The organism is Legionella cardiaca, from assembly GCF_029026145.1.
GTDB classification, from domain to species: domain Bacteria; phylum Pseudomonadota; class Gammaproteobacteria; order Legionellales; family Legionellaceae; genus Tatlockia; species Tatlockia cardiaca.
Window position 1 is genome coordinate 128,795 of the sequence record NZ_CP119078.1, and the last position, 18,706, is coordinate 147,500.

The following is an 18,706-nucleotide window of genomic DNA, read 5'->3' on the forward strand; positions in this document are numbered from 1 at the left end:
AGCTGTGAAGGTAATTACTTTTAATGCAAATGGGGTGCGAGCTGCTGCTCGTAATGGGTTTTATGATTGGTTGGCTACTCAAGATGTCGATTTTGTTTGTATACAGGAAACAAAAGCACAGATGAGTGAGTCTTCAGAACTCCCTTACTGTCCCCAAGGTTATTATTGCCAATATTACGATGCACAAAAAAAAGGTTACAGCGGTGTGGCAATCTATGCGCGACATAAACCACTGAAAGTTGTAAAAGGGCTGGGTTTTGACTATTGTGACAATGAGGGGCGTTATCTGCAATTTGATTATCCAAAATTGAGTATCGTTTCTCTTTATCTACCTTCTGGTACCAGTGGCGAAATTCGTCAGGCTGTAAAATACGATTTTTTAGAGCGTTTTGCTAAGCACTTGATCAATTTAAAAAAAGAAGGGCGGGAGCTAATTCTTTGTGGGGATTACAATATTGCTCATAAAAAAGTTGATTTAAAAAATTGGCGTGGCAATCAAAAAAACTCAGGATTTTTGCCAGAAGAAAGGGCATGGATGGACGAACTCTTTGGTGCAATGGGTTTTATTGATGCTTTTCGCGTAGTAAATCAACAAGAAGAACAATATACGTGGTGGTCTTATCGCAGCCCCACAGCAAGAGAGAAAAATGTTGGTTGGAGAATTGATTATCAGGTCATTACACCAGGTTTAACAAATAGTGTGGCAAATGCCACCGTGTTTCGTGATGTACGTTGGTCTGATCATGCACCATTAATGATTGAATATACGGGGGATTGGTATGCTTAAGCTCGCGAGTTGGAATGTAAATTCTATTAAAATACGGCTTGAGCATGTATTAAATTGGTTGAGGTCGACAGATATTGATATTTTAGCGATACAGGAAACAAAACTTGTCGATGAACTCTTTCCTACTAATATATTTGCAGAGCTGGGTTATCACGTCATCTTCGCCGGACAAAAAACTTATAACGGTGTGGCAATTATAAGCCGTCAACCAATCACCGACATAGTGACTGATATCCCCGATTTTGTTGATCCACAGCGTCGAGTATTAGCGGCAACAATCGGTGATTTGCGCCTTATCAATCTTTATGTACCAAATGGTTCGGAATTAACTTCTGAAAAATATACTTATAAATTGGCATGGTTAGAAAAAACAGTTGCCTTTATTAAGCAACAATTATTGTTATACCCTAAGCTTGCGGTGGTTGGAGATTTTAATATTGCTCCTGATGACAGGGATGTTCACGACCCTTTGGAATGGCAAAATTGCGTTATGGTTAGTCCCGCTGAGCGTCAGGCATTTGCAGATATACTCGCCCTCGGATTAAGCGATACCTTTCGAAATTTTCCTCAAGAAGAACAGTCATTTAGTTGGTGGGATTACCGTGCCGGTGCTTTTCGTCGTAATCGTGGATTACGTATAGATCATATTTTGTTGAGTAATGAATTAAATAGTTTATGTACTTCTTCAAAAATTGATAAGATACCTCGTAAATGGGAGCGGCCTTCCGACCATGCACCAGTATGGGTAGAGATTTGTAACTCCTAAGTGTCAGATTTTAATCAAATGGAAAAACAATTAAGGATGAAACATGCATAAATCGATTGCCAGAGGTTTTTTAGCAACCCTGTATCTCTTTGTTGCTTTAAGCGCATATGCTGAAACAGCCGAAGAAGTTTTAACAATGGGTAAAACAACGTCAGCAACTACCCAACAAGCAATGACACCACAAGATGCTTTGAATCGCTTAAAGGAAGGCAATCAGCGCTTTTTGACGAATACCATGAAGCAACGAGATTATTTAGGTCAGGCAAAGCGTTCTTCTTATGGTCAATTTCCTTGGGCTGTGGTTCTTAACTGTATGGATTCGCGTTCTGTGCCTGAATTGATTTTTGATCAAGGCCTTGCCGATTTGTTTATTTTACGTGTTGCTGGCAACATTTTGAATGACGATATCTTAGGGAGTATGGAGTATGCGACCAAAGCAGTCGGTTCACGTTTGATTGTTGTTTTAGGCCATACTTCTTGTGGTGCTGTAGCGGGGGCTTGTGAAGATGTAAGCCTTGGCCATCTTGATCATGTTCTTGATAAGATTAAACCGGTTGTGCAACCCACCAAGCAGGAGATTGGTTTAAAAGATTGCACCAAACCAGAGTTAGTTAATGCGATTGCTAAAAACAATGCACTAAATGTGGCACGACAAATTCTTGAGAAAAGTCCAATTATCAGTGCTCTGGTAGCCAAAGGACAAATTGGCATTGTTGCAGGCGTGCATGATCTAAAAACCGGTAAAGTAACTTTTTTTCAAGAAGGACGGCTTTTACCACAGCAGAAAAATTGATCTATAATTGAAATTCTGATAATGTTGCGCGTCTTATATTGAGAGCATGGTGCCCGACAAGGTTCAGGTGGCGATGCTCGTTTTTGAAAAGAGAGTAGTATTATGAAAGCGTCTATTCATCCAGAGTATAAAGTTATTAATGTAACCTGCAGTTGTGGAGAGTCTTTCGAAACTCGTTCAACTCGTACTCAAGATCTTAACATTGAAGTTTGTGCAAAATGCCATCCATTCTATACTGGAAAGCAAAAATTGGTTGATACCGGTGGTCGAGTACAAAAATTCCGTGATCGTTATAATTTAAAAAAGACAAATAAGGAATAAATAATTATCCATTTTGTTTCATTATTGTAAAAAATGAGAGGGCGCAGCAAATATGCGCCTTTTTTTTGCAAAATGACTGTTCATCGGTAACATTTTTCTATATGATTTTTCGCCGGGCATCCGAAAAGAGAGAATACTTTGGCTAAAGATGTATTAAAAGAACGCGCGTTGGAATACCATGAATTTCCGACACCTGGGAAATTGGCTGTTCACGTCACTAAATCAACAAATTCGCAAGATGATTTGTCGCTTGCCTATACACCCGGTGTGGCCGAGCCCGTACTTGCTATTGCTGAAAATCCAGAAGATGCATTTCGTTATACTGCAAAAGGGAACTTAGTGGCTGTGATGACTAATGGCACAGCTGTTCTTGGTTTGGGTGATGTTGGTGCCTTAGCCAGCAAACCTGTTATGGAAGGTAAAGCCGTTCTATTTAAGCGTTTTGCGGATATTGACGTTTTCGATATTGAGGTGGATGCCGAAGATTCTCAAGCATTTATTGCTACTGCAAAGCGAATAGCACCAACTTTTGGTGGTATTAATTTAGAGGATATTAAAGCCCCAGAGTGTTTTGAAATCGAACAATCTTTGATTGAACAATTAAATATTCCAGTTTTTCATGATGATCAGCATGGTACTGCTATCGTTGTTGCTGCTGGTTTGCTTAATGCACTTGAGTTACAGAAAAAGCAACTTTCAGAAGTTAATATTGTTTGCATCGGCGCGGGAGCCGCAGGAATAGCTTCAATGCGCCTTTTAGTAGCATTGGGAGCAGATAAGCAAAAGATGCTTCTTTTGGATAGCAAAGGTGTTATCCATTCTGGTCGAGAAGATCTTAACCCTTATAAATTTGCATTTGCACGAAAGACAGATAGACGAACCCTGGCAGATGCGCTCAAAGATGCTGATGTTTTTATTGGTGTTGCTAAACCTAATTTATTGGATGCCGAACTTTTGCAATTAATGGCACCTCAACCAGTTATTTTTGCATTATCAAACCCTGATCCGGAAATACGTCCGGAAGTTGCTCATCAAGTTCGCGATGACTTAATTATTGCTACTGGTCGCAGTGATTATCCAAATCAGGTCAATAATGTTCTTTGTTTTCCCTATATCTTCCGCGGAGCGCTAGATGTTCGTGCTACGTGCATCAATCAATCAATGCAGATTGCTGCAGTTGAAGCGATCCGCCAGCTGGTTCAAGAGCCAGTTCCTCAAATTGTAAAGGACAATTATCCTGGTGTAACTAACTGGGAATTTGGCCCGCACTACATCATCCCCAAACCCATTGATCCCCGTCTAAAGGAACGGGTAGCACTTGCTGTCGCTAAAGCGGCTATTGCAAGTGGTGTCAGCCGAGTTGAACTCTCTAAAGTATATTAAGTTTTCAAGAACTCGTGCTTAACCAAAAAAGAATGAAGGAGCTCATTTTGCGTAGTAAGAATGATAATAAATACATGTTTTTAGCCTGGTTAATTTGTGGCTTAGGTGCAGTGTATTATAGTTACGAATATTTTTTGCGAATTTCTCCCAGTGTGATGGAACATGCACTTCGAGATCATTTTAATTTGTCAGCAACAGGATTTGGCTTGCTTTCTGCGTTTTATTACTACGCATATGTGCCACTGCAACTCCCAGTCGGAGTTCTTTTAGATCGATATGGTCCTAGACTGTTAATAACGCTTGCTTGCCTTGTTTGCGTTATTGGAACCTTCATTTTTGCAGGCACTACTGTATTTTGGGTCGCAGCAACCGGCCGATTTTTAGTAGGCTTTGGTTCGGCTTTTGCTTTCGTAGGCGTATTAAAACTAGCTACTATTTGGTTACCTGAAGATAAACTTGCCATGGTTTCGGGTATGGCCGCAGCGCTAGGGACCATAGGGGCAATGATTGGCGATAATTTGTTAGGTAACCTGGTGATGAACATTGGCTGGCGTGAAACAGTCAATCTAACAGCCTATGCTGGAATTATTCTGGCTGTAATATTGTGGTTTGGTATAAGAGACAAAAAAGGCCATCAACGCCAAAGTGGTACGGTCGATAATTTCAAAAAAAGCATGATTGATCTTGGAATTATTGCTCGTAACAAGCAGATTTGGATCAATGGTATGTTTGGTTGTCTGGTTTATTTACCGACTACGGTATTTGCAGAATTGTGGGGCATCCCTTACTTAAAGCATGCACACAATTTGACGCAAGAAAATGCCGATTTTGCAAACTCCCTATTATTCCTCGGTTTTACAATAGGCGCCCCTTTGATGGGTTATATTTCAGATAAATTGAAGCGTCGTAAAGCACCTATGTTATTTGGGGCAACAGGTGCTGGAATCGTGATGATGATCGTTCTTTACTTACCGGGGCTAACAGGATCACATATTAATATACTAATGTTTGCCTTGGGCTTGCTCTATAGTGCTCAATGTATCGTTTTTGCTGTAGGTCGGGAACTTAGCCCTAATGAGGCTGCTGGAACGGCGATGGCAATGACAAACATGATCGTGATGCTTGGTGCTATGTTTTTACAACCTTTGGTTGGACGTTTATTGGATTTAAGTCTATCAACTCATCTAGCTAATGTTCCTTTGCAAGATATTCCTGTTGATAAATTACAACAAATGTATACAGCTGATGACTATCAATTCGCATTATCAATAATTCCTATAGGAATTATTATTGCTGCTATATTAACCTTCTTCTTAAAAGAAACTTATGCTAATGCAGATAACTAATACTTCTATAGGTAGAAAACAAGCACTACTAGGCAGTTTAATCTGCGCTGTTGGTGCTTTTTTCTATTGTTATGAATTCGTCTTAAGAATTATTCCTGGTGCACTACAAAGTGAATTAAGTGCTGCTTTTGGCCATATTTCGGCAACTACATTTGGTCAATTGTCTGCTCTTTATTATTTTGCCTATTCACCAATGCAATTGCCCGTAGGTATGTTGATGGATCGTTACGGACCAAGACGGTTACTGACTTTTGCTTGTCTTTGCTGCGCGCTTGGCTCATGGATGTTTACCATTACCTCATCGATGTTTATCGCTGGTAGCGGTCGATTCTTAGTAGGCTTTGGTTCTTCTTTTGCTTTCGTAGGTGTCTTATCTTTAGCAATGCATTGGTTACCACGGCGATATTTTTCGCTTGTTGCCGGCTTGATTACGACATTAGGCATGCTTGGTCTTGTGTATGGTGAAGTAAAAATTACCGATATGGCAATGACGATGGGATGGCATCATGTTCTCAATATGATGGTGATTATTGGCGGTGTATTAACCGTAGTAACGTTCTTTGTTGTTCGTGATGGGCCTGAGGGGCACTTATCTCATAAATATGCATTGCCGGAATTTTTTGCTAATGTTTGGTCTGTGTTAACCTCGCCGCAGGTTTGGTTAATTGGTTTTGTGGGCGCATGCTTATACACATCCTTGTCAGTGTTCGGTGAGTTATGGGGTAAAAGCTATTTGGAGCAAGCTCATCATCTTACCAAATCTGAAGCTGCAAGAACTGTTTCCGCAATGTTTTTAGGCTGGGCCGTTGGGGCTCCTGTGGCTGGGTATTTATCTGACTACAGCGGTCGCCGCGTTCTTCCTCTGACCATTGGAGCCGCTTTAGCTTTAGTTTGTATCAGCATTGTTCTCTATTATCCAGGCATATCCTATTTTTGGCTAAATGTATTGCTCTTTCTATATGGAGCTTTTAGTGCTACAGAAATTATTGTGTTTATTATGGGTAAAGAAAATAGCGGGGCTAAATTGTCCGGGACGGTTTTCGCTGCTGTAAACATGATAGTCACCTTAGGAGGTGTTGTTTTTCAACCATTGGTAGGAAAACTTCTTGATACATTTGGCGATAGTGGCGTTATTGCTGGGGAGCACATCTATACAGTTGTTGATTACCAAATTGCATTGTCAGTGCTACCTATTTCTCTATTGCTAGTTATGATTCTGGCCTTCTTTATGAAGGACGCTAAATCAATGGCGCATTAAGCATTATTCAAATCTCTAATATGGCCGATAGCCGAAATAAAAGTTATCGGCATCTTAAATCCTACTAAAACGATTCTAAGTTATAGACTTCTTTGAGGTGTCGTTACCTAATGGCTAAATATGGCGACCAATTCTTGCGCTGCTTGTCGCTTTGAGGCGCGACAACTGATAAGCCGACTAACAGGAAAAGATATAATTTTACTATGACGGTAATGGTGTCGTGTAAAAGCTGTATCATGATTGGAAATGATAACGGTGATACCACGCGCAGCACTTTCTCTGGCAAGCTGAGCTAAATCAATCTGATCGATTTCCTTAAATTTCTTATTTGTATACGACGCAAAATTGGCACTGGCCGATAAAGGTACATAGGGTGGATCACAATAAATTAAATCCCCTTCCTGTGCCTGACAAAAGGTTTGGCGAAAATCGCCTAAACAAAATTCAGCCTTGACACTTTTTCGATAAAAATAGGTCATTTCTGCGCGAGGGAAATAAGGTTTGTTATAACGACCAAAGGGCACGTTATATATTCCTTGTTGATTATACCGACATAGACCATTGTAGCCGTGTCTATTTAAATAGAGAAATAGAGCTGCCTTATAGCGTAAATCATTGCTTTGGTTAAACTCTTTACGAAACTGATAATATTTTTCTTCGCAATTGTTAACAATAGAAAAAAATTGCGCGCAATACTCAATAAATTCAAGCCCCTCTTGTTGCAAGAATTTAAACAACATCACCAAGTCATTATTTTCCTCAGCTAATAAATAACTGGGGTAATCAGAGTTGATGAAAATAGCACCAGAACCTGTAAATGGTTCAATAAGTCGCTTGGCAGGGGGTAACGAGCTTAATATGGTCTCAATACAACGATATTTATTTCCTGCCCATTTAAGAAAAGGTTTTGTTTTATTCATACAAAAAACATTCATTAATCCGACAGCAGTATTACTCAATATTGTGCAAATGAACAGAGCTTTAATCATCTATTTCATGGCCTTAATTTTTAAGGTTGACGCTCCCTGGTGCTCTGGTTATGATGCAGACAATCAAAATAGACGTTGGATTAAGTAACGTGGACGAACTTAGCGAATTACTTAGACCTTCTTGGGGTTCTGAGCAATGGATTTTAGAGGGTTGGAACCAGATTACTCCCGAGGAAAAGGCTCTTATAAAACGTCGTATGGACGAATTATTTAAAAACGGACTGCCTTTTGATTTAAAACATGAAAAAATTCTTTACATTTATACATTTTCCATGCTTGCTCAGCTGGAAGTGTTAGCGATTCAAGTTCCGCTAAAATTTGAAGCTAAAATGTCTTCTCCAGAACATCGAAAGCTTATGCGCACGCAATTACTGGATGAAATTTTTCATGGCATGGTTTTTACCAAAATCGTATATTTACTTTGCGCTCCTCATGCATTGCCTCCAGATTATAATGATGAAATAGAAATTTTATGCGATTTTATTCGTAATGAAGATTGCCCCAAAATTGCTGTCGTCTTGTTAAATTTAATAGGCGAAGGCTGGATAGAAGAAATCTTCAAAAGTCTGCAACGAGCTAATATTGCACCTGAAGTATTTACTACCATTATCGAGGATGAACATCGCCATGTCTGTGAAGCTGATTTATACAGAGATATTGGTTTGCCAGATATGGCACTTGTACGCCGTAAGCTTGATTTTCTTGAAAAACAATTAATTACGAATATCTTTCTACAATATAAGTACATGTTTTCTATTTCTGCTCTTTTAGGTGTGGATGGTGTTCTTGAATTTTTACGTAATTTACACAAAAAACATTCAGAACAACTGGCCAAAATCAATTTGGAGCCAAATGAAGATTGGGTATTCCTAACGAAAATGTGGGAGGAAATTCTTCCCAAGGTTCAGGAATATACTCAAAATTGTTACGAAGTTGAGATGACGCCTATTCGTAAAGTGTTCATGACACAATGGGAAAATCCAAGTGATCCTACAATGGTAGGCGAATTTAATATCAACGTCAGTTGTATTGATTTTTTTAACAAGAAATTTCCCCCTGAAACCTTAACTACATTGATGCTGCAAACGATTAGCAAAGGCATGATTGAGAATGTTTCATGGCGCTCATTTTTAAGTCATGGAAAAATGTATCAAAGTAAAGAAGCCTATGTAGGACTAATAGTAAGATTACCCGACTGCGACGATCATATGGGGACTATAGTATTTGAAAACTGCCATACAGTTACAGTTCAACAGTTGGCGGTTAATATTCGAAATATCTTACAAATGATGGTTTATTGCTTTAGAAAACGAGAACAGCTAGAGAAAGAATATCCTTTTTTGAAGAATATTGTTGAAAAAGGGCTCTATGAGTATAGAAATGGTTTTTATCCCTATCCTATTCCTGGTAATGCAGTCGTATCATTAAGTAATATCGGCTTTTTTGGGTATACAGGCACAAAGTCCCCCCTGCGTGTTAATGAGGCCATGAAATACACTATTTTGGAGATTGAGCGTAAGCCTGTATGGAATAAGGAAAAACAAATTTTTGAACCACAGGACATGCTTCCAGTCTCAATTAGCGCCGACCACCGGATATTTGACGGGAATTCACCAGTACCAAGATTAATACAAAAGTATTTTGACGAAATGTTTACAAAAATGATGGATGAATATTCGCTCACTCCGAGTGCTCCGCGTAATCCGGATAAGAAATTTATAAAATTGTGTGAACAGTTGATAGCCAATAATTTAGAGCTGGGATATAAATCATTACTTGCACTTCAGACCTACTGGATGGATCCAATGAAATTCGAACATCTATTAGACAGTAATTTTGCAAAAAAGATGTTGGCTCATTTTAAATGGCAGGAGATAGTTAAAGATTAACGCGGATAACCCGCGTTAACATTTTATTTAGAAGGCTAGAGCAAGTAAACCTACAGCTATCAAAGCAACGAACCCCAAACTCAAATTCCCTCCAGGAACCAATATTATTCCCCCATTCGGATCAAGAGTGCGAGCTCGCCAAGTCATGATAGCGGGTAATAGAAGGAGTAAGATAACGCAACATATGCCTGCATAACCTAAAGCATGTAAATAAATGCCTGGATTTACCAGAACTACAATTAATGGAGGTACAAAAGTTAGCGCTAAAGTCCATTTACCTTGAACCCCCGATTTTTTTAAAGATAAGCCGTCTGCCAAAAAGTCAAATAAACCAATTGAAACACCTAAAAAAGCAGTAACCATACAGATAGAGGTAAAAAAGCCAAAAAAGCCTGTTATCCATTGACTATTCACGGCACCAGATAAAGCATCGGTTAAACCGCTGGTTGCATGTTCATTAGTCATCAGAGCGACTAGACCAGCATTTCCATCTCGTTGAACCACGCCCATGATGACTGCATCCCAAAGGATATAGCAGGTTAATGGGATTAATGAGCCCAATAAAATAACTTTTCGCAATGATTTAACATCGTCATTAAAATATTCACGCAAACTGGGAACAATGGATGCAAAGCCAAAAGAAGTGACCAAAATCATTAAACTACCTGTAATCGCTCTTAATGAGCCACCACTTAAACTACTTGGGTTGACATGTGGACTAATGATGATGACTAATAAGATATAAACACCAAGTTTGCCAAACATAAGTCCACGATTGACGTAATCAACGGCACGAATTCCTGCATAAACAACAAGACTAAAAATAACAGTAAAAATAAGAGAGGTTAACCAATTAGGCAAATCAATATGTACTTTTGCCAAAATGCTACCCAAGACATCGCTCCCGCCGGAAATGTAGGCGGCCAGTAAAGTATAGAGCAGGAAAAGGTACGTAATCCAGGCAACAACCTGTCCTGGAACGCCTAGGGTAGATTTGGCCATGGAAACCATATTGCTTCCGGAGGGTAGACGCAAGTTAACCTCCAGGATAAGCAAGGCGCCTACTGTCATGATGAGCCAACACATGATTAGGAAAAAAACCGAGTTAGTAAATCCTACTTCCGCGGTTGACACTGGCAAGGCAAGCATCCCGCCGCCAATTGAGGTGCCAACAATTAATAAGATACCACCAATGAATTTCGAGTTAGCCACAATTACATCCATTTGTGAAAAAATTAAACAATATGATAAATTACAATGCTATCAGTTGTCAATAACATCGTAAAGCCCCGAATTAGAATACACAGTTAACCAATTAATTGCCAACCTGTATTTATCAACAACGCAATGGAAAAAACAATGACTAACCATTGTGAAAATTTGCCTCCTGGAACCTGGTATGGGGAAGAAAATTTTTTCCTTCCCATGAGTGTCATTAAGGCCGGTAGTAGCAATAACAAGATTACACAAAAAATACCAGCATAATTTAATGCATGAATGTAAGCACCAGGATAATAAATCACAATAAGAAGAGGAGGGAGAAATGTTAATAGGAATAATCCTAGTCCTTGATACCCTTTTTGTACCATGTTTAGTCCATCTGCTAAGAAACTAATCAGACATAAGGAAACCCCTAAAAATGCGGTAAGCATACAAATGGAGGTAAAGAAATTAAAAAGAGAACTAATCAGGGTACTGTTTACTGTGTGTGAGAGATTGGCTGCCAAAGCGCTGGTTGTATGTTCGTCATGCATCAGAGCAGCCAATCCAAATTGGCCTTCACCAGGTAATGTTCCTATGATGACCGCATCCCAAGCCAAATAACAAAGTAGAGGAATCAGAGAGCCTATCAGGACAACTTTTTTTAGTGTTTTAATATCGTCATTAAAATAATCTCGTAGATTAGGGACGATGATTGCAAAACCAAATGAGGTAATTAAAATCATCACGGTTCCCGCGATAAATCGATAATCACCGCCTTGATAGTTTTGGAAATTCACATGGGGTGCTATTAAGACAACCAAAATAAAATAAGCTGCTAATTTTCCAAACATTAAAGCTCGATTCAGCAAATCTACCCGACGGATTCCGCCGTAGACGACTAAACCGAAGACGAGCGTAAAGAGGAGACTGGCTTCCCATTCATTCAATGAAATACCTATTCGTGTAAACAAACTGCCAAAAACATCCGCGCCACCCGAGATATAAGCTGAAAGTAATGTATAGAGCAAAAAGAGATAACTTAACCAGGCGGTGAGAAGTCCAGGTCCCCCAAGGGTAGAGGCTGCCATAGAAACCATGTGTTTTCCTGGGGGAAGATACAGATTTGCTTCCAGAATAAATAGGGCTCCCAAGGTCATGATTGCCCAGCAAATCAATAAAAAAATAGAAGATTGCCAAAAGCCAGTGGCTGAATTTGCAACAGGTAATGCAAGCATACCTCCACCAATAGAGGTTCCTACAATCAAAAGAATGCCACCAATAAATCTGGATTTCATATACACCTACCAGTTTGAAGAGTTTTAAAACAATTATTTTATATAGCCAGTAAAAGGTACCGCTTGAGATGTCTGTGACGGACAGCTATAGAAAACTTGAATTTCCAGGCGGCGATTTTGAGCGCTGCCATGGATAAGTTGGTTATCAGAAACGGGATTTTTATCGCCATAACCTTCAGCGTTTAATCGCTGAGCTGGAATGTCATTAGCCCACAAAAATGTTAGCATGGCTTCTGCTTGGGCTTGTGTCAGTTTTTGTTTATGTTCACGAGAGCCCACATCATTGGTAAATCCTGCTACATAAATAGAACAACAGGGTGGGAAGGTTTTTATCAATTTAATTAATAAAGCTAAACCAGGAAAGCAAAGTTCATTTAGGCGAGGACTATTAAACATGAAATAACGATCGGTAGGTATGACAAAAGTGACGGTATCTCCATATTGGATATACTCGATTTCATGTCGTCTAATCTGTTTAATGAGTTGACTCTTGCTATCTTTCCAAGCGCCTGTACCTGCACCAATTGCCGTACCAACCAATGTACCAGCAATCACCGGGCCACCTGCAGCAGCCATGGCTGCTGTACCAACGACGGTTCCTGGGGGTGTTGTGACATAAACACGACGATAAGGCTTAAAATTGTTATAAGGAGGGTGATATTTGTAGCAACTACTTAATGCTAAAGATATTAAGCTCATGAACACGAAAGGCTTCATGGCACGCTGGTATAACATTCCCACTCCTTATGCAGATGAATTTTTTCATTATTAAGCATCCACCTTTATTTCGCAATCAACACTTAAAGGAATTGAAGAATAAAAGCAAAATAGTTGCTGAAAACTCTACGCAAGTGACTTTTGATTAGCTATAGTGAATGAACAAAATAATAATAAGCTTTGGATATGATTAAGAAAACCTCTTCTTTATCGTTAGCGCTTGGAGCATTAGGTGTTGTTTATGGCGATATTGGAACCAGTCCCCTATATGCGGTTCGAGAAACGCTAAGTGGGCTTCCCATTAATGCTGTTGATGTCTATGGAATATTGTCGCTTATTTTATGGTCATTAATTATCATTATTTCAGTTAAATATCTTATTTTTGTTTTTCGCGCTGATAATGAAGGCGAAGGCGGAATTCTTGCGTTATTAGCATTATTAAAGCAAAAAAAGACAAAGCACGAGCATTTATTTTATTTACTCTCTATTTTTGGCGCTGGGCTTATTATCGGCGATGGCATGTTAACTCCCGCTATCTCGGTTACTTCAGCAGTTGAAGGGTTAAAAATTGTTTCTTCAAGTTTTGATGATTGGATTATTCCGCTTGCATGCGTGATTTTGATACTCTTATTTATTATGCAATCAAAAGGAACAGGAAAAATTGGCGCCGCCTTTGGTCCTATTCTGCTAATGTGGTTTATTACTATTGGTATTCTAGGTTTTATACAAATCATCAAGAACCCAGCAATTTTACAAGCAATCAATCCTTATTATGCTTGGGAATTTTTATATACCCAGGGACTTAGAGGTTATTTTTTACTAGGTGGTGTATTCCTCGCAATCACAGGGGGTGAAGCTCTATATGCCGATATTGGTCATTTTGGTAAGAATGCTATTCGCTATAGTTGGTTTTTTGTAGCCTTGCCCAGTTTAACACTTAATTATTACGGTCAGGGAGCAAATTTATTGCTTCATCCGGAGTCTATAGAAAATCCATTTTATTTTCTTGCGCCCGATTGGTTTTTTATTCCTTTATTAATTTTATCAACCGCTGCCACGGTCATTGCGTCGCAAGCAGTTATTTCAGCAACATTCTCTATTACCAAGCAAGCAGTTTTATTGGGACTTTATCCAAGATTGCCAATTATTCAAACATCAAAAGAACATGCCGGACAAATTTACATTCCCCAAGTCAACTTTTTCCTCCTTATTGGAACGCTGATTCTTATTTTTACTTTCAAAAGTTCAAGTGGTATGGCGCATGCCTACGGAATAGCAGTTAATCTGGATATGTTACTGGTTAGTACGATGGTTGCCTATGCTGCAAGGAAAGTGTGGAATTGGTCACTATTACATGTGTTTTCCATATTTAGTGTTTTTATTTTTATTGATCTCGCGTTTTTAGGAGCTAATTCTCATAAATTTTTAACGGGTGGTTGGGTTCCGGTATTATTTGCCTTGGTTGTTGCTGTAGTAATGTTCACCTGGAACAATGGAATGGAGTTTTTGCGTAAGAATTTTTATATGCAAAAAGAAGATATCACCAGAATCATTAAGCAATTGCGTTATAAATCACTTAATCAATTACCGGGTGTTACAGGTATTTTTATTACGGATACTTATGATCAAAGTGGTGGCAGTTTTCTACATTTTTTAAAATTAAGTTTAGCGGTTCCGGAAAATATTCTCATAGTAAACTATATCGTGGAAAATCGGCCTCATATATACGGTAATCATCGCTATGAATTCAATCAGTTAGCTTCTAAAATCTGCCAGCTAACATTACATTATGGCTTTATGGATACCGTTTCAATTCCTGATGCTTTGCAAAAACTGAATGAGAAAAAGCTGCTTGCTTTTGAGGTGAATGTAGAGGGAGCCACCTATTTAGTAGAAATACCTAATGTCATGGCTTCTAAGGCGAAGAAAACATTGACATTCCATTGGCAAGAAAAGTTATTTGCTTTCCTTATTCGCAATTATTCTGCGAACTTAAATATAGAATTTTATAAGTTACCCTATAACCGCACAATTGCTATTGGAACGTATTGTATAATTTAGCCAACATGAAATGATGCTGGCTAAACTATCTAATGACTTTCTGCAGCACTACAGCCATTGGGCAAAGGATTTTGAGGGACTATTACTTGCACATTGATCCCTTTAATAGTAGGGCTGGTTCTTGCTTCTTGCAGATACTCAATTAAAGGAACATCCACCACGCGACCATGAATTGAAGAAGCTTCTCTAAAGAAAAGAACGCCATTTTTCCAAAAAGCGAAGCCTAGATGAGAGACATTCAAATTAGTACCAATCGCTTCTCGTAATTCCCAGTTAGGCCGCACTATTTCAATAATTGAAGCGTTGGGAATTTGCGAAAATAAATATTGATTAGCCTTTCCTTCCGCGTCAAATAAAGCAGTTAGCGGGATATACGGTAATTTTGATAGAATCTGAGGTAGTTTACTGCCTCGATTTTTTAAATCGGCTAACCGCTGTAATTGTTCTTGTTCATTTTGAGGATATAAACGTATATTTTTGAGATTAAGATGCTGATACCAAGATGGTTTATCAATCAAAGCTGTAGCAATTTGGGCAACAGGCTGATTGTTAGCATCCTTAAAATTTTCCGTAATGTCTTTGACAAAGCCTTGTTGTTGATTGTTTTGATTCCAATCAAGCGAAGTAAAATGATTACGGTTGATATAGGCAACACGACCTTTTTCATAACGAATTTTACACAGACATTGCTTAAAATCAGTGGTGTTACTAGCAAGTGCTAGCGCTAAGACGGTTGTTACATAAGTATCACAGTCAAACGCATCGATGCGATAGCGAGGCGCTTGGTCGAAACGCGCTTTAGCTCCCTCTCCTAAAGCCCCTAGCAAATATTCTGTTCCTAAAAATTGGGCGCTTATGGTTTCAAGCCGGGCGGCCATATCAAATTTCGGTATGTTATTCAAGTTGTGGTATAGTTCGTTAATGATTGCGTTGGCTTGTTCCTGTTTGGGATGAACCTGGGCGCTTGTCTTGAAAGATAAAAGGGCAAAACAACTAAGAAAAATAATCTGAGGGAATAATTTTACGCGGTGATAAAACACATCCATAGTTTTCTTCCATTTATCAAAAAGGACATATTTTAACCTATTTAAGGTTGGGGAACAACAATGCTAAATGTAATATGGTTATCGATGATTTTTCTTTCCGTGGTTGTTGGTGTCATCCAAGGGCGCCTTGATCAAGTTGTCCAAGCAGTTACAGATTCAGCAAAATTTGGTTTTGAAATTGCTCTAGGGCTTACTGGAATTATGACCTTGTGGCTAGGGATCATGGGAATTGCTTCTGAATCAGGACTGGTTACTCGTTTTGCCAGGCTTTTAAGACCGATTATGCGGCCTCTTTTTCCCGATGTCCCTGTCGAACATCCTGCTATGGGTGCCATGATTTTAAATATTGCGGCCAATATGTTGGGGTTGGCAAATGCAGCAACACCATTTGGGTTGCAAGCAATGAAAGAACTGCAGACACTGAATAAAAATGGGCAACAAGCAAGTGACGCGATGTGCACATTTCTGGCGATTAATACGTCTAGCATCCAATTAATTCCTGCAACAGCCATCGCTTTTCTTGCAGCAAACGGTAGTTCACAACCTAGTAGTATTATTGTTAGTGCCTTAGGAGCCACTTTGGTTTCAACCGTTGTTGCAATTGTTGCCGTAAAACAATTAGCCAAGTTACCTTCTTATCGTATAAAAGGACAAGTGACCAATGAGTAGTTTTGCACACCAGCTTTCAAATAGCTTGTTTTTAGCTTTTATTGTGGGCATACCACTCTATGGTGTTATTAAAAAAATTAATGTTTTTGATGCCTTTACCACCGGAGCAAAACAAGGATTTGAGACGGTTATCAATATTATTCCCTACTTGATTGCCATGCTTGTTGCGATAGGAATGTTGCGTGCCTCAGGCTTTTTTGAACTTTTAAATCAACTTCTTGGCCCCGTTTTGTCTGCTTTAGGCATGCCCTCAGACTTATTACCTTTAGCATTAATCAGACCTTTTTCAGGCAGTGCTTCAACAGGGGTTATGGCAGAGATTATTCATGAACACGGAGGCGATGCGCTAATTTCCAAGATGGCCGCGACAATGATGGGAAGTACAGAAACAACCTTTTATGTGGTGGCAATTTATTTTGGTGTTGTTGGTATTAAGCGCACAAGACATGCTATTCCTGCGGGGTTATTGGCTGATTTGGCCGGCGTGATTGCCAGCGTACTGATTTGTCGCTACTTATTTGCTTAAATTATTTCTAGTTTATACTTGCAACGTCGTTTAACGTTTAACAAGATGTGATCCATCAGACATTTTTAATAGTGCAAGAAGTGAAGCAGATTTTGCTTTAAAGTTAGCCAATTCACGGCCTGAGATTGGGAAGCCGCGCGGTAAATCAACCGTAGTAGGATTTCTGGGTTGATGATTAATATGAAACTCATAGTGACAATGAGGGCCGGAAGCTAATCCTGTTTGCCCGACATAGCCAATGACTTGTCCACGTTTTACATAGGAACCACGAGATAATCCCTTTTGGAATTTCAACATATGTCCATAGATTGAGCTATAGGTTTTATTATGACTGATCTTAATCATATTACCGTAGCCACTTTGGCGTCCGATAATTTCAATACGACCATCACCCGTAGCGCGAATGGGTGTACCAATAGGTGCCGCCAGATCAACGCCTTTGTGAGCACGACGATAATGCAGAATAGGATGATAACGAGAAAGACTAAATGTTGAACTGATATGGCTAAAGCGAAGTGGGTAACGATCAAACGCTTTCTTTAAACTGGTTCCTTGAGGTGAATAAAAATCAGAATGGCCGCTTCTGTCTGTATGACGAACTGCCTGATATGTTTTCCCTCGTGTTTTATAGCTGACAGCCAAAACATCACCAGCTCCTACCAGCTTATCTCCAATGTATTGACCTTGATAAACAATAGTAAATTGATCACCTGCACGTATATCTTTGGCGAAATTAATGTCCCAGGTAAATACTTCAGTCATCTGTTGCACAAGTTTGTAAGGAATATTATTACGTTTTGCTGTGCCATAGAGTGATCCACGAACCGTAGCAGTGACAACGCGGTTGCGATTTGTTGTCTTAGGAGAATTAATTTTGCTTTTATAATGTTGTCCTTCCCGATATATAACCAATGTTTGCATATTTGAGATGGGCATAACCATTTTTTCTAGGGTGTGTTTTTTAATTAAAAATTCCAATGATTGCTCAGTTTGTAAATGCGATAGCTGTTTGTTGTGAGGATTATCGCGCATGATTGTTTGCAGTGTTTGTGGACCTAGGCCTAATCGCTTAAAGACAGTTGCGAGTGAATCCCCTCGTCGTGTTTTTACTACGATCCATTCATTATTGGTTACCGTATTAACTGGTGGTGGATTTTTAGTAGCTGGTTGTAACTTCGTTGCTTCAACTGTTGCAGGCTTTTTTTCCGAAATTTTAGTAGGTATGGATCCGGCCGGAACTTTATCTTTAGCTGATAGTTTGACACTAGCAAGCGAGGAAGCAGGTTTACGTTCTTCTTCGTCTGCTTTAGGTATAGTGACCAATTGTGTTGGTTTGACTTCAAGGTTAACCGACGGTAGTTCACTAGGAGTGTAATTGGTTTTATGTTTATGAGGAAAAGATTTAACCAAAATAAAAGGCAAGGCGAATGCAATCACCAAAGCGATAAGAGCTACCAACTTAGATGGTTTATTCGTACTTTGTAATGAGACATTGGGTTGTTGATCCATGTTTCGCCTTTACTATTGTCATCCTGGAGAATGCTGTTATTAAAATGCTAAAGTAAACTTATTACAGTCATCTTCTGGTTCTGACCGCTTAGTCAAGGTAACTTCACTCACAATCTTTAAGATTGATGAATCAGCCACAACTAGTCAT

General features: G+C 39.2%; 17 protein-coding genes. 11 read left to right on the forward strand and 6 right to left on the reverse strand.

All coding sequences use genetic code 11. The annotated features are described in order from the left end of the window. Positions 1-4 precede the first annotated feature (4 nt). From PXX05_RS00585 to PXX05_RS00615, 7 genes are all read left to right on the forward strand, one after another. Positions 5-787 carry an exodeoxyribonuclease III gene (locus tag PXX05_RS00585; protein WP_275089119.1) on the forward strand — a complete coding sequence of 261 codons (783 nt, stop codon included), beginning with the start codon at positions 5-7 and terminating at the stop codon, positions 785-787. Next, positions 780-1,553, forward strand: a complete 774-nt coding sequence (xth, locus tag PXX05_RS00590; protein WP_275089120.1) for an exodeoxyribonuclease III — start codon at positions 780-782, stop codon at positions 1,551-1,553. The genes PXX05_RS00585 and xth overlap by 8 nt, the downstream gene beginning before the upstream one ends. A 43-nt stretch (positions 1,554-1,596) precedes the next feature. Beyond that, complete coding sequence (locus tag PXX05_RS00595; protein WP_275089121.1) at positions 1,597-2,346, forward strand: carbonic anhydrase family protein; 750 nt, start codon at positions 1,597-1,599, stop codon at positions 2,344-2,346. Between the two features lie 102 nt (positions 2,347-2,448). Continuing rightward, a complete protein-coding gene (gene rpmE, locus PXX05_RS00600; protein WP_275089122.1) occupies positions 2,449-2,667 on the forward strand; it encodes a 50S ribosomal protein L31 in 219 nt (72 codons plus the stop codon). Positions 2,668-2,805: 138 nt separating this feature from the next. After that, entirely contained in the window at positions 2,806-4,050 is a 1,245-nt protein-coding gene (locus tag PXX05_RS00605) for a malic enzyme-like NAD(P)-binding protein (protein WP_275089123.1), read from the forward strand. A gap of 32 nt (positions 4,051-4,082) precedes the next feature. Next, positions 4,083-5,396 carry an MFS transporter gene (locus PXX05_RS00610; protein ID WP_420844598.1) on the forward strand — a complete coding sequence of 438 codons (1,314 nt, stop codon included), beginning with the start codon at positions 4,083-4,085 and terminating at the stop codon, positions 5,394-5,396. After that, positions 5,383-6,654: an MFS transporter gene (locus tag PXX05_RS00615; RefSeq protein ID WP_275090435.1), complete on the forward strand. Its 1,272-nt coding sequence runs from the start codon at positions 5,383-5,385 to the stop codon at positions 6,652-6,654. The genes PXX05_RS00610 and PXX05_RS00615 overlap by 14 nt, the downstream gene beginning before the upstream one ends. Positions 6,655-6,761: 107 nt before the next feature. Here PXX05_RS00615 and PXX05_RS00620 read toward each other — a convergent pair whose 3' ends face one another. Continuing rightward, positions 6,762-7,574 (reverse strand): Dam family site-specific DNA-(adenine-N6)-methyltransferase, encoded by an 813-nt coding sequence (locus PXX05_RS00620; protein ID WP_275089125.1) that lies wholly within the window; start codon positions 7,572-7,574, stop codon positions 6,762-6,764. A 119-nt stretch (positions 7,575-7,693) separates the two neighbouring features. Here PXX05_RS00620 and PXX05_RS00625 point away from each other — a divergent pair, with 119 nt between their 5' ends. Beyond that, the gene (locus PXX05_RS00625) at positions 7,694-9,532 is read left to right on the forward strand and encodes a 2-oxo acid dehydrogenase subunit E2 (protein ID WP_275089126.1); all 1,839 of its coding nucleotides are present in this window, start codon (positions 7,694-7,696) and stop codon (positions 9,530-9,532) included. Positions 9,533-9,559: 27 nt separating this feature from the next. Here PXX05_RS00625 and PXX05_RS00630 read toward each other — a convergent pair whose 3' ends face one another. The 3 genes from PXX05_RS00630 to cmpA all read right to left on the reverse strand — a co-directional run bounded on the left by PXX05_RS00630 (position 9,560) and on the right by cmpA (position 12,765). Beyond that, the gene (locus PXX05_RS00630; protein ID WP_275089127.1) at positions 9,560-10,744 is read right to left on the reverse strand and encodes an amino acid permease; all 1,185 of its coding nucleotides are present in this window, start codon (positions 10,742-10,744) and stop codon (positions 9,560-9,562) included. A gap of 95 nt (positions 10,745-10,839) precedes the next feature. Next, complete coding sequence (locus PXX05_RS00635) at positions 10,840-12,030, reverse strand: amino acid permease (protein ID WP_275089128.1); 1,191 nt, start codon at positions 12,028-12,030, stop codon at positions 10,840-10,842. A 33-nt stretch (positions 12,031-12,063) separates the two neighbouring features. After that, positions 12,064-12,765 carry a C-OmpA-like family protein CmpA gene (cmpA, locus tag PXX05_RS00640; RefSeq protein WP_275089129.1) on the reverse strand — a complete coding sequence of 234 codons (702 nt, stop codon included), beginning with the start codon at positions 12,763-12,765 and terminating at the stop codon, positions 12,064-12,066. 168 nt (positions 12,766-12,933) lie between these two features. On the opposite strand from cmpA, the gene PXX05_RS00645 reads away from it, so the two are divergent. Continuing rightward, entirely contained in the window at positions 12,934-14,808 is a 1,875-nt protein-coding gene (locus PXX05_RS00645) for a potassium transporter Kup (RefSeq protein WP_275089130.1), read from the forward strand. 29 nt (positions 14,809-14,837) lie between these two features. Here PXX05_RS00645 and PXX05_RS00650 read toward each other — a convergent pair whose 3' ends face one another. After that, complete coding sequence (locus PXX05_RS00650) at positions 14,838-15,854, reverse strand: N-acetylmuramoyl-L-alanine amidase-like domain-containing protein (protein ID WP_275089131.1); 1,017 nt, start codon at positions 15,852-15,854, stop codon at positions 14,838-14,840. A 60-nt stretch (positions 15,855-15,914) separates the two neighbouring features. Here PXX05_RS00650 and PXX05_RS00655 point away from each other — a divergent pair, with 60 nt between their 5' ends. Both PXX05_RS00655 and PXX05_RS00660 read left to right on the forward strand, forming a co-directional pair. Beyond that, positions 15,915-16,523: a nucleoside recognition domain-containing protein gene (locus PXX05_RS00655; protein ID WP_275089132.1), complete on the forward strand. Its 609-nt coding sequence runs from the start codon at positions 15,915-15,917 to the stop codon at positions 16,521-16,523. Continuing rightward, positions 16,516-17,049 (forward strand): spore maturation protein, encoded by a 534-nt coding sequence (locus tag PXX05_RS00660; protein ID WP_275089133.1) that lies wholly within the window; start codon positions 16,516-16,518, stop codon positions 17,047-17,049. The genes PXX05_RS00655 and PXX05_RS00660 overlap by 8 nt, the downstream gene beginning before the upstream one ends. Positions 17,050-17,079: 30 nt before the next feature. Here the strand turns inward: PXX05_RS00660 and PXX05_RS00665 are convergent, their stop codons facing one another. Further along, positions 17,080-18,558 (reverse strand): peptidoglycan DD-metalloendopeptidase family protein, encoded by a 1,479-nt coding sequence (locus tag PXX05_RS00665; protein WP_275089134.1) that lies wholly within the window; start codon positions 18,556-18,558, stop codon positions 17,080-17,082. Between the last annotated feature and the right edge of the window lie 148 nt (positions 18,559-18,706).

What these genes read in the sequence shown, in the direction of transcription:
- xth (WP_275089120.1), top strand. Translation starts at nt 780, where the DNA reads ATGCTTAAGCTCGCGAGTTGGAATGTAAATTCTATTAAAATACGGCTT.
- PXX05_RS00595 (WP_275089121.1), top strand. Translation starts at nt 1,597, where the DNA reads ATGCATAAATCGATTGCCAGAGGTTTTTTAGCAACCCTGTATCTCTTT.
- rpmE (WP_275089122.1), top strand. Translation starts at nt 2,449, where the DNA reads ATGAAAGCGTCTATTCATCCAGAGTATAAAGTTATTAATGTAACCTGC.
- PXX05_RS00610 (WP_420844598.1), top strand. Translation starts at nt 4,083, where the DNA reads ATGAAGGAGCTCATTTTGCGTAGTAAGAATGATAATAAATACATGTTT.
- PXX05_RS00615 (WP_275090435.1), top strand. Translation starts at nt 5,383, where the DNA reads ATGCAGATAACTAATACTTCTATAGGTAGAAAACAAGCACTACTAGGC.
- PXX05_RS00620 (WP_275089125.1), bottom strand. Translation starts at nt 7,574, where the DNA reads ATGAATAAAACAAAACCTTTTCTTAAATGGGCAGGAAATAAATATCGT.
- PXX05_RS00625 (WP_275089126.1), top strand. Translation starts at nt 7,694, where the DNA reads ATGATGCAGACAATCAAAATAGACGTTGGATTAAGTAACGTGGACGAA.
- PXX05_RS00635 (WP_275089128.1), bottom strand. Translation starts at nt 12,030, where the DNA reads ATGAAATCCAGATTTATTGGTGGCATTCTTTTGATTGTAGGAACCTCT.
- cmpA (WP_275089129.1), bottom strand. Translation starts at nt 12,765, where the DNA reads ATGTTATACCAGCGTGCCATGAAGCCTTTCGTGTTCATGAGCTTAATA.
- PXX05_RS00645 (WP_275089130.1), top strand. Translation starts at nt 12,934, where the DNA reads ATGATTAAGAAAACCTCTTCTTTATCGTTAGCGCTTGGAGCATTAGGT.
- PXX05_RS00650 (WP_275089131.1), bottom strand. Translation starts at nt 15,854, where the DNA reads ATGGATGTGTTTTATCACCGCGTAAAATTATTCCCTCAGATTATTTTT.
- PXX05_RS00655 (WP_275089132.1), top strand. Translation starts at nt 15,915, where the DNA reads ATGCTAAATGTAATATGGTTATCGATGATTTTTCTTTCCGTGGTTGTT.
- PXX05_RS00660 (WP_275089133.1), top strand. Translation starts at nt 16,516, where the DNA reads ATGAGTAGTTTTGCACACCAGCTTTCAAATAGCTTGTTTTTAGCTTTT.
- PXX05_RS00665 (WP_275089134.1), bottom strand. Translation starts at nt 18,558, where the DNA reads ATGGATCAACAACCCAATGTCTCATTACAAAGTACGAATAAACCATCT.